Below are 14448 nucleotides of genomic sequence, written 5' to 3'. Positions count from 1 at the left end.
ATTAGTGACTCTAGCTTGCTTGCCATTTTTTTATGTCTTGCTGCCAAGCATTGGCGGTAAAGTCGATAAATGCTCTGACGACGGTTTGTTGATAACTGCGCGACAAATACACGGCCCATATGGTTTTACCTGGTACCGTCAGTTGGGGTAATACTTCAACCAGTTCTTGGCGTTCAAGGTAGCCATTGGCTAAATCGGTAGGTAAACACACTATGCCATTGCCGCGACGGGCTGCATTGATTAATACGCCCATGTCGTTGGCTTGTAAATTACCGCTCACATCCAATAGGTGAGGTTGTGAGTCTGCAATTATTTCCCAGCGTTGCTGACTAGAGTGACGCAAACAGTTGTGTTGCAATAAGTCATTAACCGATTCGATGGCTGAGTGTTTGGCGAGATAGTCTGGGGAGGCACAAATGACGCTATCGATGTGCATTAAGCGTCTAGCTATTAAGCTTTCATCTGGCTGATGAGTGTAACGCAGGGCGATATCAACCCTGTCGTTAACCAATTGTGAGACATTATCCGACAGTAATAGTTGTATATTAACCTGAGGATGTTGCAGGCAAAAAGCCTCAACTACGTCATACAGTTTGTGTTGCCCAAGTCCAATGGGCGAGGCGATACGGATACTGCCTACCAGTTCATTATTATGACTATTGGCGCGACTCTCCATCGCGGTGACTTCACTTAAAATACGCTGGCAATAATTCAGTGCTTCTTCGCCTTGTAAGGTAAGACTCACTTGGCGAGTGGTGCGATGTAATAATCGCAACCCCAACCATTGCTCAACTTCTTTGATATGGCGTGACACTTGTAAACGGCTTAAACCTAGTTGCTCGGCCGCTTGGGTAAAGCTGCCACAACTGGCCACTTCCACAAAGCTGCGTATAGCAGATATTTTGTCCATAACATCATCCTATCGCGACAGCCAAAGGTTATAAGCTTTCTATATTTTCCAATAGGTTATCGGCTTTGTTAATAATGGCCTGTTGCGTGTGCGCATCCATTTTTTGCCAGTTTTTATACACCATAGTCATGCGAGGGTTGTGTTGAAATTTCTCTTGATGGCGTTGAATAAAATGCCAATATAAACTGTTGAATGGGCAGGCGTTATCTTCTGTCTTGAGTTTGACATTGTAATGGCAGCTTTTGCAATAGTCGCTCATTTTGTTCAAATAGTTACCGCTGGCGGCATACGGTTTGGTGGCCACAATGCCGCCGTCGGCAAATTGAGTCATCCCGCGGGTATTGGGCATTTCGACCCATTCGATGGCATCAATGTAAATGCCCAAATACCACTGGTCGACGTCATCTGGATTGATACCCGCGAGTAAACTAAAACAGCCCGTGACCATTAGCCGTTGAATATGGTGGGCATAGGCATAATCGAGCGACTGTTTTATGGTGTGGTGCATGCAATTCATCTTAGTGTTGGCGGTCCAAAAATACTCCGGCAGGGGGCGTTGTGCTTGCAAGGCATTTTGCGTCGCGTAGTCGGGCATATTGATCCAATAAATACCGCGGACATATTCGCGCCAACCGAGTATTTGGCGGACAAAACCCTCTACTTGGGCCAGTGAAATATCATCTTGATGCGCTTGCCAATGGGCGATAACTTTATTGATGACTTCGCTAGGTGAAATCATTTTGCTGTTAAGCGCAAACGATAATCTTGAATGATATAGACTCCAATCCGCACGACTATTTTCGGTCATTGCATCTTGAAAATGACCAAAGCGGATTAATAAATGCTGGCAAAAAAAGTCAAGTAACTCACGTGATTGGCGTCGATTAAGCGGCCATAATAATTGGCTTTCTGCTTTGCCTATGGTGTTGATATTATGGCGCTTAAGTCGGGCTAAAATATCACTGACGTCATTGGCAAACATTAATGGCGCAGGAATATCGCCAAGGTCATTCTTTTTAAAGCTGGCACGGTTTTGCTGGTCAAAGTTCCACTGGCCTCCCAAAGGTTCTCCATCTTGCATCAGCACATTAAAACGTTTGCGCATCCGCCGATAAAAGAACTCCATTTTGGCGTGTTTTTTCGGGGTGAATTCAGTTTGAATATCGCTAAACGGCAGTAAAAAATGTTCACTGTCAGTGCTATTGATAGCAATGCCTGGTAGTAAAAGAGAGCCCAATTGCTGCGCTAAACGGTATTCGTCAGCGTGTTGGTATTGAAAATGGGTTAATTGATGCGTTGCAGTAATGTGTTCAAGCAAGGCGGGTAGGTCGGCATAGTGCTGGGTTTCATCTAAGGTCAGGTACAAAACTTGATGACCACTCTTGGCTAAGGCCTGTGCAAATTGCGCCATAGAGGCAAAAAAGGCGCAGACCTTCTGAACATGATGAGTGACGTAGCTTGCTTCTTGTCCCAACTCGGCAATCAAATACACCACATTAGGATCGACTTGTTTAAACCAGGAGTGTGACGCATTAAGTTGATCGCCCAAGATGAGTCTCAATGTGCTGGTTTCCGGCAATAATGTTGGTGAAGCATTGGTGTAAAGTGTCGTCATGGTGATTACCTTTATTCAGATTTATGTCGGCGACAGCGTTCAGAACAATATTTAACCTTGTCCCAATCTTTAGCCCATTTTTTACGCCACGCAAACGGGCGTTGGCAAACTAAACAGACTTTATGCTCAAGATGGAGTTTTTTATGTGTCATGACGGTCTTTAGCCTGAGTTGTTGTGGCTATCGGTTTGCCCTTAGTTCGTTTTCGCTTAGGGCTAACATGACGACCTAATACCGCAGCGATATGGCGTTTAACTTGAGGTTGATCGCGATATGACCACAAGCGATCGCGGGCAATTTGTGATGCCAGAGTAAGATCTATCATAGGTTCAGGGTAATCACGGCCTAAGATTAGGTCATTGAAAATAGCTTCCATTGGCGGTTGCAGCCAAGGTTGATGAATATACTCATTGGGTAAGTTGGTGAGCTCTGGGCACCACAGTCGAATAAACTCCCCGCGTGGATCTTGGTCTTGTGACTGCTTGATGGGATTGTATAAGCGTATGGTGTTAATGCCTGTCACCGAGGCTTGCATTTGCAGTTGCGGGTAATGGATCCCAGGTTCAAAATCGAGAAAATAATTGGCTAACGGTAAGCTAGCATGTTGCCACGCAATGTTTAAATGATGGGTCACAAAACTGACCAACATGGCGCGCATTCTAAAATTGATATAACCAGTCTCTCGTAAACAGCGCATGCAGGCATCAATAATGGGGATCCCCGTTTGGCCTTCAGCCCAGCGCTGAATATCTTGCGCTACGTTGTCGTCGCTGCGATAAGGATAATCTAAATACCCAGGGTTTACCGGGGTGAATTCCATGCTGCATTGGCTTTCAAATTTCTGCATAAAATGGCAATGCCAATGTAGGCGCGACATCATAGCTAATAAAGGCTTTTTCCACGCTTTATTGCTGGTTTGCACCGCGTTATAACGGGTTAATGTCGCTTGATACACTTGCTTTAAACTGATGTTTCCCCATGCTAAATAAGGTGATAAGCGTGAACAGTGGCTGCGACTTAAGCTCGGGCTCGAAATACTGCGTTGGTAGTCTTTACCACGGTAGCTTAGAAAACTGCTCAGTATTGCTCTAGCCGCTTTAGGACCACCCGTTTGGAATTGATCGTTGTCTGTAATGATGGCCTGATCGATAAGCGGAGTATGGTAGTTGTCGAGCTTTTGCAGCTGACATTGTTGCCAATTGGGGATCGCAATAGGGCTGTTCATCACTTGTTGCCAGTGTTGATCCCAGGCTTGACGATGCTTGCGACCTCGAACTACCGCACCTGTTGGTGATTGTTGCCAATGGATCTGTTGCTGATGACACCAGAGTGCCACCGCTTTATCGCGCTCAAAGCTGTTGTGTAGACCAATCTCTTGATGGCTGAACATAGTGTTAATTTCAAACTGTTGTGATAACTCGTCCAGTAAATCAATTATTGGTACACAAAAGGCATACACCTGACCATTAAATCGCGCCAGTTGTTGATTCATATCTTGCAGCGACTGCCACACAAAGCGCCAATGACGTTGATTATAATGCGGGTCAGCCAGCATAAAGGGTTCAAAATCATAAATAAGCAAGCAGGGTAAATCATGGTTAAACGCATCGACCAGCGGCTGATGATCAGACAAGCGCAAGTCGCGTTTAAACCAGACGATATTAATAGCCTGTTTGATCGTGTCGGGCATGGCGCCAAAAATCTCATGGTGAATTAGGCTATTAGATACGCATTAGCACGCCGTTTAGATTGCTTTAAACTACACAATTATGATTTATTTTGTATCTCTAAATGAAACAATTAAGCGCAATAAGTGATATTTATCTCGGATTATGTTGTCTATACACTGGCTTCATTGTTAATTAATAGAGCGAGACAAAACATGAAACTAGCAGTATTAGGCGCAACAGGTTGGATTGGTGGCACTATCATGCAGCAGGCTATTAGCCGTGGTCATGAAGTGGTTGCCGTCGTTCGCGACGCCAGCAAAGTCAGTCAAGATGTGGCCGTACGAACACTTGATTTAACCACTATGACAAGCGATGCCATAGCTAGCGCATTTGCCGACGTTGATGTGGTGATAGCGTCAATCGGTGGCCGCGCCGCACAAAATCATCAAGTGGTAGCACAAACCGCACAGCAATTATTACAGCACTTACCTCAAGCAGGCACACCGCGTTTGTTGTGGGTCGGTGGTGCTGGTAGTTTAGAAGTCGCGCCAGGCGTGGCGTTAGTGTCAACAGCAGAATTCCCTGAAGAATATAAAGCCGAAGCCATCGCCCAAGGTGAAGCATTGGCAGTATTTCGCGCTACCGATTCTGCTATCAAGTGGACTTATGTTAGTCCGGCCGCCTTTATCTTCCCTGGCGAGTCCGAAGGCCCGTACCGTGTAGGTGGCGATGAATTCTTTACTGATGCAGACGGCCAAAGCCGAGTGTCAGTAGTCGATTACGCCAAAGCCATGTTAGATGAAGCCGAAAATGCCAAGCATATTAATCAACGTATTAGCGTTGCTTACTAAGTTTATTGAGTGTGCTGATTTATAGAAACAGGCCTAAAACTATACGTAAAGGCTATGCTCTAAAAACGATGCTATTGATAGCATTTTGAGTTTAATAGTACATGCCAGATAACCATGAAACAATCATTTATCATCGTTAAATAGGTACTAGGCACTACCTATTATCTTTTATAAATCATAGCTATAGTAAAAAGGGTGCCAAAATTATTGGCACCCAGTAGCCTTAACCTTTTTTCTTTCTAGGTTTGACTATCTCTGTGGTATTTGACTCTTTTTTCAATTTACGTTTTTCTTTTAACGATAACAATGGTTTTTTCATTTCATGCTTAGACATATTATCACCTAATAATAAATAAAATATTAATAATGCTTATTTAATGCAATAAACGAGATTGTTGAAATAAATAACCCATCGCCCTCCTTAATCATCTGTCAGAGTTAAAGCGTAGCTTAATTTAAAAATTTAAGCGTAGATTACCTTTCTACTCAGAATAACGTTTCTCAACCATTTAATAAGATTGTGAGACATGACTATTTAATAAATCTATTTTTAACAGTCAATATAATTAAAATTCGCCATTCTAAGCGAGATTAAAACGATAGCAACTCAATGATTTAATTAAAGATGAGTATTTTTTTGATCTGTAAAAACAGATGGGCGTAAAGGGACGCCCGCTTAAACGGGGAATTTTAGGGCGAAGCTCCCTAAAAAAATAATAGAATAAAATATAGGAATTGATATTTTCATAACGTCAATATAGCAGCTTAAATAATAACTTCAAGCAAATTTTTTGAAATAAAAAAGATAACAATAACCTTAGTAATTTAAATATATGACAAGTCATGAAACCATCAGTTTTCGCTAGATTTAATAAAATTACGGTCACATCGTTATGGTCTGCTATTGATTGAAATCGCTTAATGATAAGTATGCACTATTGGCAACGTCAGTGGATCCAACTCGCTAAATCTCTCGACCCAACATACACAGATTTTTAACAACATTGAGATTAACACTTCTGGGTAAAAAGCTTCGGGATAACATTTTTAGGATAAAAAAGGCTCAATGATGTATTACATCAGAAGGTGAAAAGTTTAGTAAGAGCATGATATATATTTCTATGAAAAATATATCATGCTCTTCGATTTTAATATTAAGTTTATAAATTTCAAATTATTGATTTAATTTTAATTTTTTGCTAGGTAAGTTCAACGTGTATCAATAATTTCGAGCTTAGCGGTTGTATTCGCCAGCTCTTTCTGGTTGATAGAAAATTTCTTTAATTTTAATTTTTATTAACCCTCCACCAGGCTTAGGCCATTCAATTTCATCACCTTGAGAAAGCCCAAGTAACGCACTGCCAACAGGTGCAAGAATAGATATTTTATCACCACTTAAATCAAGGTCTTTGGGATAAACAAGAGTCATCATAAATTCATCACGAGACGATTCTACAGTAAATTTAACTGTTGAATTCATCGTCACAATTGTAGGCGGCACTTCCGTTGGTTCAACTATATTTGCACGGGCGAGCTCTTCTTCTAGCTCACTAATGCCGACCATTTTTTTTGTCGGTAATGACTCAATTAACTTAAAGAGTCTTATAGAATCTAGTGACGAAATGGTTATTTCAGGTCGGTTACTCATTTATCCCTCAAACAGTCCAGTAATTAATGCATTAAAATTCACCTTATGATCAAACTTTAATTTAAAAGAAAGTTTAATGAGGTAAAATATATTGATTATAAATTTATGTACGATCTGAGATGCTATCCCTAATACATTAAAAATACCTTAATAAATTTAATTATTAATCTATAGTGATAAAAATATATACGCCGCCTAAATGATTAACCATAAGGACATTAATAAATCAACTATCGCAACCGACCTCGATATTTTTATGTATTATCCCATTGATGGCAAAACTCAATAAAGCTTTTCAGCAGCGGGCTATGGTATTTGTCTTTATGAACCACTAACCAAAATGGTCGTTGCATATTAAGATGATTGCTCGCTTGAGGTAGATCCAGCCGAACTACGCGGCCATCGTTAATGGCATATTGTGCCGCTAAAGTTGATAAGCAACCTAAGCCGAGTCCCGCGGAAACACTGTTAATTAGTGCTTCTGTAGTATTAAGTTCAAACACTTCATGCCACGCCGCTATTTGTGGCGCTATGGTATGTAAGAAAAACTCTCGCGAGCCTGAGCCTGCTTCACGTAATACCCATTCACTGTGTTCTAAATGGCTAAATTTGCACTTAGCTTGTTGGCTTATAGGTAACTGAGGCGCTGCGATAATACACATCTCATCATGGCTGAATTGAGTAGCGATAAGTTCTGGATGATGACTTTTCCCTTCGATCAAGCCGATATCTAGTTCGTAATCCAGCAGTTTTTGGCAAATAAGCCGTGAATTAGAAATCACCACACTTTGCGAGAAATGCTGATATTGCTGCCGAAATTGGCTCAATAACCCCGGAACAACATGGTTCCCTAGGGTGTCACTGGCACCTATTTTCAATTGACCTGAAAAAGCGTGGTCTGCATCAAACAATTGGCTGATGTTATTTGCTCTACTAAGCAGCTCGTCGGCCAGTGGTAACAGCTTGTGACCTTCTTGATTAAGAATTAAGCGGTTGTTAACCCGATCAAATAGCGCATGACCGAGTTGTTTTTCTAATTCTGCCAGTGCCATGCTCACCGCTGCTTTAGACAGATATAACGCCTCGGCGGCTGCCGTTAGGGTTTTATGTTGAGTAATGCTGCTAAAAACATTGAGCTGTTTGAGTGAAATATTCATCGCGCCTGACTTAGTGAAGGTATTGGTTAATAAACCGATAAAATGGCGGCAGTGACTTTTAAACCGCTAATCGTTTAGTTTTTCTGAACGTGTGTTCCGTATAATTGGATATATATAAACAAAGTGCAAGCGTAATATTGGCTTATTCTCTGATGGGCAGTTTGAGGTTGTAATGATTCGAGCAGTAAAAAATTCACTAATGGCCGTACCAACGCCGATGGCAGGGCTGGCGTTAGGTATTGCAAGTTTAGGTTGGAGTTGGGAAAACCTTGTGGATTTACACCATTATGGACAATGGTTCTCGGCTGCTATTGCCAGTGTGTTGTTACTGATTTTGAGTGGTAAATTTATATTACATTCAAACCTATTGCGTCAAGATCTTGCTCATCCTGTGGTAGGCAGTGTGGTGCCTACCTTTGCCATGGCATTAATGGTGGTATCAAATTCGTTGGGCCATGTCTCTGCGCTAGCGGGTGATTTATTATGGTCATTTGCGGTATTGCTGCACATTAGTTTTTTAGTGGGGTTTATTTATCATCGCAGTAAGCAGTTTTCATTAACTCACATGGTACCGAGTTGGTTTGTTCCGCCGATTGGCATTGTGGTTGCCGACGTTTCTTTTTCAGGTAATGAGCATTTATTATGGGTTGCACATGGGGCACTGCTTTTTGGAATGTTGTGCTATGCGGTGATGTTACCCATGATGCTTTACCGTCTTATTTTTAGAGAACAAATTCCCGATGCAGCTAAACCAACACTAGCCATTCTAGCCGCGCCAGCCAGCTTATCTTTAGCAGGATATCTAACCATTACTCAGCAACCGTCTCCGGTGATCGTTGGGCTATTATTTGGTATTGGGGTGTTAATGACGGCAATTATTTATCTGTCATTTTTTAAGTTATTACGGCTACCTTTTAGCCCTGGTTATGCCGCTTTTACCTTCCCTATGGTGATAGGTGCGACTGCGTTATTTAAAATGTCGGTATGGATGGAAAGCATCGGCATTGCAAACGAGTATGTACAGCAAATTCATGCTTTAGCAGAACTTGAACTGCTTGTCGCTACTGTGGTGGTCAGTTATGTTTGTCTGCGATACCTGCATTTTTATCAGCCAAAGAAGGTACAACTGGCTTCTTAATTTGCAATAAATATACTATTGGTCAATGCCTTCACTAACACTGTATGCGGCATTTAATATGAGCGAACCAGCATGACTCCAGCAATTGAAATGGCGAAAAAGCATAAAATAGATTTTGAAGTGCATGAATATCATCATGATACTAATAGTGAATCTTATGGTTTAGAAGCGGCGCAAAAACTGGCTGTACCCGCTGCACAGGTGTTTAAAACCTTGGTGGTGAGTGTGGATAATCAATCGCTGGTGGTTGGCATCGTGCCTGTATCGTCGATGCTGAGTATGAAGTTAATCGCTAAAGCTGCGGGCGCTAAAAAAGCCCACATGGCAGAAGCATTAGCAGTAGAGCGTTCGAGCGGTTATGTATTAGGTGGTGTTAGCCCATTAGGTCAAAAAAAGCGTTTAATGACAGTGATTGACGCCTCTGCGCAGCAGTTCGATTGTATCTATGTCAGCGCTGGCAAAAGAGGCTTAGAGATTTCACTAAGCCCAGCCGATTTACAATGCTTACTCAATGCTAAGTTTGCCGATATTTGCGCTCAAACATAATGACATTTGCCATTAACTAATCGCGTTGCCTTTATGCGGGGCTCAAGCAGCTGATCATTGCGCTATCAAGATTCAAACTATCAAGAGTCAAACTAGCAAGATCCACTTCAGCAATCATAGTGATACAGGATTATTGATTTATTTTGGCTTTAAACTCTGCTTGAGTTTGGTTATTGGCTTTTTGGTACCAATAATCCAGCATTCTCATCACTTCTGCTTGGGTGATATCTTCAGCTGTAACTTCAATTACGTCAGCGCTCGGGCTAATGACCTGACTACTGTGATCGCTTGCTATGGTTGCCCCAGATACAGGATTAAGTGATGGGTTGATTACAGTGCTAGACGCGACAGCCGCTATGGCAGCAGAAGCATTATATTGAGCCATTTCTTGGACAAAATCGCGTCCAATTTGTAAGCCTGATTTAATCAATTTATCTTGGGTAAATGCAATCGTGTTACCACTGCTATCGGTTAATGTTATGGCTGGTTTTAGATTAAATTTTTTGGCACTTGCCGCTGAGTTTATTGGCGGTAGCGTTAATCGATAATCTTGCTCACTGGCGTTAAAGCGCAAGACAATTACGTCAGAGATAAAGTCATTTTGGCTACCATTATCGCGGTAACGAGCTTGATAGCGAAAGGCTATTTGCTGCATACCATTAGGCAGAGTTGAGTCTAGCAATACCTTAGACTGTTGGTGTGATGCCTTATTATTGACGAATACCGTTTCGGTTCTGTCGGGCAAAAGCAAACTAGCCGCGATAGCGTATTGGCTGAATAAACTAAAGCAAAGTAACGCGATAATGCTACGCATAATGTGATTCCGTGTAGATTGATTAAGTGGTTGTGAATGCTGGGCGATAATGCTCTGGTAATTCAAAGGTTTTTAGATTGTGACTGATGGGGCATACAAAGCGGAAAAAACACGATGTTAGCGCTAAATCGGGGCAATGTTCAGCACCATTTCCATGTAAACGGTCGCCCACTACCGGATGGCCAAGACTAGCCATATGAATCCGAATTTGATGTTTACGTCCTGTGTCTATTTTTACCTGCACCTTGGATTGATCCAACGTAGCGTCGTAGGTGAGTAAGGTGGCGTATGATAGCGCGGGCTTATTATCAACAGGGCTATCAATGGTAACGGGCTTGCTCGGAAATGCACCTTCAACAATCACTTGATAGTATTTTTCTAATGCACGTGTTTCAAATAACTTAGCGATGGCTGCAGTGGTTTTTTTACTGTGTCCAAGCACTAATAAACCGGTTGCAGCGCGGTCCAGACGATGAATAATAAACGCATTGCGTTGCGGTTGTAAGTTCAACTCGGCGTAGCGGTTGATGGTGGTGTGATCACTCCACTTTGAACCTTGGCAACGCATACCATAAGGCTTATACCAAATACTGTATTCACCTTCATCAAACAGTAACTCTGCCGGAGCAACTTGTTCGTCTAAAATATATTGATTGTAATAAAGATGCAGTTTATCTCCGGGTTGCAGAGGTTTTTTCGCGCGCCGAATACGATTGGTTTGCTTGCCGTGACTGTGCCATATAGCGCCTTTTTGCATGGCATCTTTTAGCACTTGTTTACTCAAACCACTGGTTTGTGCCAGTAAATTGATAGCATCAGTACCATGTTCAGTTACATCAATATGGTATTCAGTTTTATCTACAATCATTTGCAACTCTATAGATCCATTCGGTACACGGTCATTTAGGGATAAATGTTACCTTATTTGGCTGCTGTATGTTTATTAGTTAATGAAACTTTCTCTTGAGTCGCGTATCTGGGTATCATCTGCGGCAAAGTTGTTTTAGCATAATGCGACAAAACATAGCAGCAATTGGAGTAGGTAATTTGGAACACATCATTTGGGATCTTGACCCTGTGCTGATCTCGTTCATGGGGTTAAAGGTTCATTGGTATGGGGCATTATTTGCGTTAGCGATTGCGACTGGCTTTCAAGTGATGAAGCGCATTTACACAAAAGAGGGTTTAGATGTTGAATCTCTCGACAACCTGCTGGTTTATTGTGTGGTCGGCATTATTGTTGGTGCGCGTTTAGCTCATTGTATTTTCTACGATCCGAGTTATTACTTGGCACATCCGTTGAAAATTTTCGCCATTTGGGAAGGGGGACTTGCCAGCCATGGTGGTGGACTAGGGGCGATATTGGCCTTGTATTATTACCAGCGCAAAGTGAAGTTACCGTTTTTATTTTTACTTGATCGTTTAGCGATCGCGACTGCCATATTTGGCTTTTTTGTGCGTTTGGCAAACTTTGCTAATTCAGAGATTATAGGTGATCCAACCACGCAGCCATGGGGCATTATTTTCAAGCGGATTGATATGATACCGCGTCACCCTGCGCAACTGTATGAGTCGTTTGCTTATTTATTGATATTTGTTGGCCTTTACGCCATTTATAAATATACCAATATGAAGCAAAAGCACGGTGCGATATTTGGCGTGTTTTTAGTGTCGGTCTTTAGTGCGCGTATTGCGATTGAAAGCGTTAAAGTCAGTCAAGCGGCCTACCATGAATCAATACTCAGTGCCGGACAATGGTTAAGCTTACCGTTTTTATTCACTGGCATTGTATTGCTGATTATGGCTTACCGTAAACCTAGTTAAGCGCTGAGATACCATATAGAATCTATAACAAAAACGTCCTATGCCAGATGGCATAGGACGTTTTTTATAAGGATGATTTAGCCATAAGTGACTTATTTATCCTACTGTTATTTTCTATAATGGTTTCATACCAGCAGGCAAATATTTAAAGCGCTGCATTTGTTCGTAATGCGTGTTGACAATTTTTTGCACTTGTTCAGTCGTGAGTTTAGTTTTCCACTGATGCTTGCCACCATTTCTAAAGAAGGCATTAGCATTTTCGTGTTTCTCTACAAAGCCGCGTTTATTTTCTTGGGCTTTTAGTTGTGCGAAAGAAGAGTGTTTAATGGCATTTTTTAATCTAACAGGATCCTTTTTCAAGCCTAAAAATGACTCCACTTTTCTGAAAGCTTTTTTGGGGTCATCCAAAATATCTTCGTAGCGTAAAATCAACTTTGAAGCATCATCGGCGGTCCAACTAGACACATGCATAGACCAAGAGGTAATGATTTGTGGCACATGTGGTACTTCATTTGGTGTGCCAGTCATTTCTTCTGCCATATAAGCTATGGCTTCATCTATGGTGTAATCAAAGTAATTGGCCATTGAAATGGCCACATCTAGCGGGTTACGGACCACATAAATTGCCCCTGATGTTACCGTCGAATTATGCAGTGGCTGGCTATTATATTCGCCCAAGTAGTTGTGGGTTTTGACAAATGTAGTGCCATTGGCTTGGTGAGCAATATCAGCCTGAACCTGTGGCCTCAGAACACTAATTTCTTCTAAAGTCAGTTCGGTGGTGGCCGTTTTATCTTTGGGTAAATAAGGTCGATAACGGTGCGCAGCCGATTCCGCTGTCGAAATGGTGTGCATGGTATTGATGTCGATTGGCTGATCTTGATTTTGAATGTAATTTTCTAAAAATGCACGCACCCAGGTATTACCCGATTTAGGGTAAGAGGCCACCCAAAGTATGTTTCCCATCCGTAATCCTTTGTTATTATTTTTACGTCGTTCAATGCAGTAAAACTACCGATAATTATCCGAAATGGCAAGTTTACTGGGGTGTTTAGCGAGGAATTAGAGTGTGATTATAGCGATGATAATATCACTCAATGTAAACCTTGTTATGCATATCACCCTTGATCCCCCACGGTTTATTGTTAAGTAATAAGATTGATTGCTTTACATCAAATTGCGAGTAAATGTAACATGCTTGTTAATGAATGCCTTGCGACAGTTTGCTAGAGGTAATTTAGGCTGTATTAGGTATAAAACAACAAGGAGAGTTTTTGATGAATGTTAATGCAACGCTGGTTGGTCAGTTAATTGTTATTTTCGCATTGGTAGTGGGTGTTATCAGTTATTTTATTGGTCGTCGTAAAACACAATCGCCGATTCTGGCTGGTGTGCTTGGCGCTGTATTATCAATTGTACCGCTATTTGGTTTGATCTATTTAGTGGTGTTGGTGCTAAAGAGTGATGTTAATTTAGGCGCAGAAACCGCAAGTCGTTAGCAAGGATGTGTACAATATTGTGACTAAGGACAGCACATATGAAGTATTTACCTTGTTTAGTCGCTAGTGTTTTAGTGTTATATGCGAACTCACTAGCATTTCAACTATCGGTAAAATATTCGCCGGTAATCGATTATCTTCTATTGGTGCCCGATTTGAATAGTCACAGTTGGGAGTACTTATTAATCGCGGGTTATGATGCCTCGATTCGGCTGCTGGCAACTTTGTTTATTTTATTGATATTTAGGAAGATTGTTCCTCGGTCTCCCTTTAATGTTAAGGCTGCTGCTTTGATACAGTTGCCATTTGTGCTTCTAGTCGTACTAAATTTCGATTCAACTGATTCAACATTAATTCCTGGCTCTGCTTACGAAGCATTCCGTTTAATCGGTTCTATTTCAGAGTGTGTTTCAGTATTAATGGCTTACGGCTTAATCGTTGCGTACAACAAATTCACCTCAGAAAAAATTGCGGTTACCTCTTCACCATAGCGTTGGGTATTATCAGTTGAGCCTTAAAAGGTGATAGCCAAGTTTTGTGGTACTTTACCGCGCTAACTCGGCTCTCATTCAGTCGCTGTGTCCGTGGGGTTACCCTGTAAACGCTTTGATTTTACCTAAGCAACCCTTTATACTTGCCGCTGCATTTTTATGCAGTGCGCGTTTATTAAATTTTAAGCTTAATGTACATATATTAAAGAGGTTGTCTTTCCGTAATGAATATTAAGCCGCATTAGTTTTTCCTCCCCTATTTGGATCGCTAAGATCCGTCCGTAAT

15 protein-coding genes are annotated in these 14448 nt (G+C 41.6%); 6 read left to right on the top strand and 9 right to left on the bottom strand.

The window, feature by feature from the left end; all coding sequences use genetic code 11:
• Positions 1–10 precede the first annotated feature (10 nt).
• From H5164_RS05135 to H5164_RS05120, 4 genes are read right to left on the bottom strand one after another with little or no spacing between them, the layout of a single operon-like run.
• A complete protein-coding gene (locus H5164_RS05135) occupies positions 11–910 on the bottom strand; it encodes a LysR family transcriptional regulator (protein ID WP_124015518.1) in 900 nt (299 codons plus the stop codon).
• 28 nt (positions 911–938) lie between these two features.
• Entirely contained in the window at positions 939–2525 is a 1587-nt protein-coding gene (locus tag H5164_RS05130; RefSeq protein ID WP_182697522.1) for a cryptochrome/photolyase family protein, read from the bottom strand.
• Between the two features lie 11 nt (positions 2526–2536).
• A complete protein-coding gene (locus H5164_RS05125) occupies positions 2537–2677 on the bottom strand; it encodes a DUF2256 domain-containing protein (RefSeq protein ID WP_182741590.1) in 141 nt (46 codons plus the stop codon).
• Entirely contained in the window at positions 2667–4214 is a 1548-nt protein-coding gene (locus tag H5164_RS05120) for a cryptochrome/deoxyribodipyrimidine photo-lyase family protein (RefSeq protein ID WP_220492649.1), read from the bottom strand. Before H5164_RS05120 ends, H5164_RS05125 begins: the two co-directional genes overlap by 11 nt.
• A 192-nt stretch (positions 4215–4406) precedes the next feature.
• Here H5164_RS05120 and H5164_RS05115 point away from each other — a divergent pair, with 192 nt between their 5' ends.
• Positions 4407–5045, top strand: coding sequence for an NAD(P)-dependent oxidoreductase (locus H5164_RS05115; RefSeq protein WP_182755079.1), 639 nt, complete (start codon positions 4407–4409; stop codon positions 5043–5045).
• Positions 5046–6279: 1234 nt separating this feature from the next.
• Here H5164_RS05115 and rnk read toward each other — a convergent pair.
• Entirely contained in the window at positions 6280–6693 is a 414-nt protein-coding gene (rnk, locus tag H5164_RS05110; RefSeq protein WP_124015522.1) for a nucleoside diphosphate kinase regulator, read from the bottom strand.
• Between the two features lie 254 nt (positions 6694–6947).
• Positions 6948–7850: a LysR substrate-binding domain-containing protein gene (locus H5164_RS05105; protein ID WP_124015523.1), complete on the bottom strand. Its 903-nt coding sequence runs from the start codon at positions 7848–7850 to the stop codon at positions 6948–6950.
• Positions 7851–8022: 172 nt separating this feature from the next.
• On the opposite strand from H5164_RS05105, the gene H5164_RS05100 reads away from it, so the two are divergent.
• Both H5164_RS05100 and ybaK read left to right on the top strand, forming a co-directional pair.
• A complete protein-coding gene (locus tag H5164_RS05100; RefSeq protein ID WP_124015524.1) occupies positions 8023–8988 on the top strand; it encodes a TDT family transporter in 966 nt (321 codons plus the stop codon).
• Between the two features lie 72 nt (positions 8989–9060).
• On the top strand, positions 9061–9534 hold the full coding sequence (gene ybaK / locus H5164_RS05095; RefSeq protein ID WP_124015525.1) for a Cys-tRNA(Pro) deacylase: 474 nt from the start codon (positions 9061–9063) through the stop codon (positions 9532–9534).
• Between the two features lie 130 nt (positions 9535–9664).
• On the opposite strand, the gene H5164_RS05090 is transcribed toward ybaK, so the two are convergent.
• Both H5164_RS05090 and H5164_RS05085 read right to left on the bottom strand, forming a co-directional pair.
• A complete protein-coding gene (locus H5164_RS05090) occupies positions 9665–10348 on the bottom strand; it encodes a DUF2057 domain-containing protein (RefSeq protein ID WP_124015526.1) in 684 nt (227 codons plus the stop codon).
• Positions 10349–10370: 22 nt separating this feature from the next.
• The gene (locus H5164_RS05085) at positions 10371–11216 is read right to left on the bottom strand and encodes an RNA pseudouridine synthase (RefSeq protein ID WP_182755077.1); all 846 of its coding nucleotides are present in this window, start codon (positions 11214–11216) and stop codon (positions 10371–10373) included.
• A 179-nt stretch (positions 11217–11395) separates the two neighbouring features.
• On the opposite strand from H5164_RS05085, the gene lgt reads away from it, so the two are divergent.
• Entirely contained in the window at positions 11396–12172 is a 777-nt protein-coding gene (lgt, locus tag H5164_RS05080; RefSeq protein ID WP_124015528.1) for a prolipoprotein diacylglyceryl transferase, read from the top strand.
• Positions 12173–12286: 114 nt separating this feature from the next.
• On the opposite strand, the gene H5164_RS05075 is transcribed toward lgt, so the two are convergent.
• Positions 12287–13138 (bottom strand): sulfotransferase domain-containing protein, encoded by an 852-nt coding sequence (locus H5164_RS05075; protein ID WP_124015529.1) that lies wholly within the window; start codon positions 13136–13138, stop codon positions 12287–12289.
• Between the two features lie 311 nt (positions 13139–13449).
• Between H5164_RS05075 and H5164_RS05070 the strand changes: the two genes are divergently transcribed.
• Together H5164_RS05070 and H5164_RS05065 are read left to right on the top strand one after the other, a co-directional pair.
• Entirely contained in the window at positions 13450–13671 is a 222-nt protein-coding gene (locus H5164_RS05070; protein ID WP_182755075.1) for a hypothetical protein, read from the top strand.
• 38 nt (positions 13672–13709) lie between these two features.
• The gene (locus tag H5164_RS05065) at positions 13710–14162 is read left to right on the top strand and encodes a hypothetical protein (RefSeq protein ID WP_182755073.1); all 453 of its coding nucleotides are present in this window, start codon (positions 13710–13712) and stop codon (positions 14160–14162) included.
• Positions 14163–14448: the final 286 nt, after the last annotated feature.

Source organism: Shewanella sp. SG41-3 (assembly GCF_014164545.1).
GTDB lineage: Bacteria > Pseudomonadota > Gammaproteobacteria > Enterobacterales > Shewanellaceae > Shewanella > Shewanella vesiculosa.
Note: the sequence above shows the minus strand (reverse complement) of the source record. Positions and strands in the feature narration are given on the sequence as shown.

Coding starts and splice junctions, on each gene's coding strand:
- H5164_RS05135 (WP_124015518.1), bottom strand. CDS start 910: ATGGACAAAATATCTGCTATACGCAGCTTTGTGGAAGTGGCCAGTTGT.
- H5164_RS05130 (WP_182697522.1), bottom strand. CDS start 2,525: ATGACGACACTTTACACCAATGCTTCACCAACATTATTGCCGGAAACC.
- H5164_RS05125 (WP_182741590.1), bottom strand. CDS start 2,677: ATGACACATAAAAAACTCCATCTTGAGCATAAAGTCTGTTTAGTTTGC.
- H5164_RS05120 (WP_220492649.1), bottom strand. CDS start 4,214: ATGCCCGACACGATCAAACAGGCTATTAATATCGTCTGGTTTAAACGC.
- H5164_RS05115 (WP_182755079.1), top strand. CDS start 4,407: ATGAAACTAGCAGTATTAGGCGCAACAGGTTGGATTGGTGGCACTATC.
- rnk (WP_124015522.1), bottom strand. CDS start 6,693: ATGAGTAACCGACCTGAAATAACCATTTCGTCACTAGATTCTATAAGA.
- H5164_RS05105 (WP_124015523.1), bottom strand. CDS start 7,850: ATGAATATTTCACTCAAACAGCTCAATGTTTTTAGCAGCATTACTCAA.
- H5164_RS05100 (WP_124015524.1), top strand. CDS start 8,023: ATGATTCGAGCAGTAAAAAATTCACTAATGGCCGTACCAACGCCGATG.
- ybaK (WP_124015525.1), top strand. CDS start 9,061: ATGACTCCAGCAATTGAAATGGCGAAAAAGCATAAAATAGATTTTGAA.
- H5164_RS05090 (WP_124015526.1), bottom strand. CDS start 10,348: ATGCGTAGCATTATCGCGTTACTTTGCTTTAGTTTATTCAGCCAATAC.
- H5164_RS05085 (WP_182755077.1), bottom strand. CDS start 11,216: ATGATTGTAGATAAAACTGAATACCATATTGATGTAACTGAACATGGT.
- H5164_RS05075 (WP_124015529.1), bottom strand. CDS start 13,138: ATGGGAAACATACTTTGGGTGGCCTCTTACCCTAAATCGGGTAATACC.
- H5164_RS05070 (WP_182755075.1), top strand. CDS start 13,450: ATGAATGTTAATGCAACGCTGGTTGGTCAGTTAATTGTTATTTTCGCA.
- H5164_RS05065 (WP_182755073.1), top strand. CDS start 13,710: ATGAAGTATTTACCTTGTTTAGTCGCTAGTGTTTTAGTGTTATATGCG.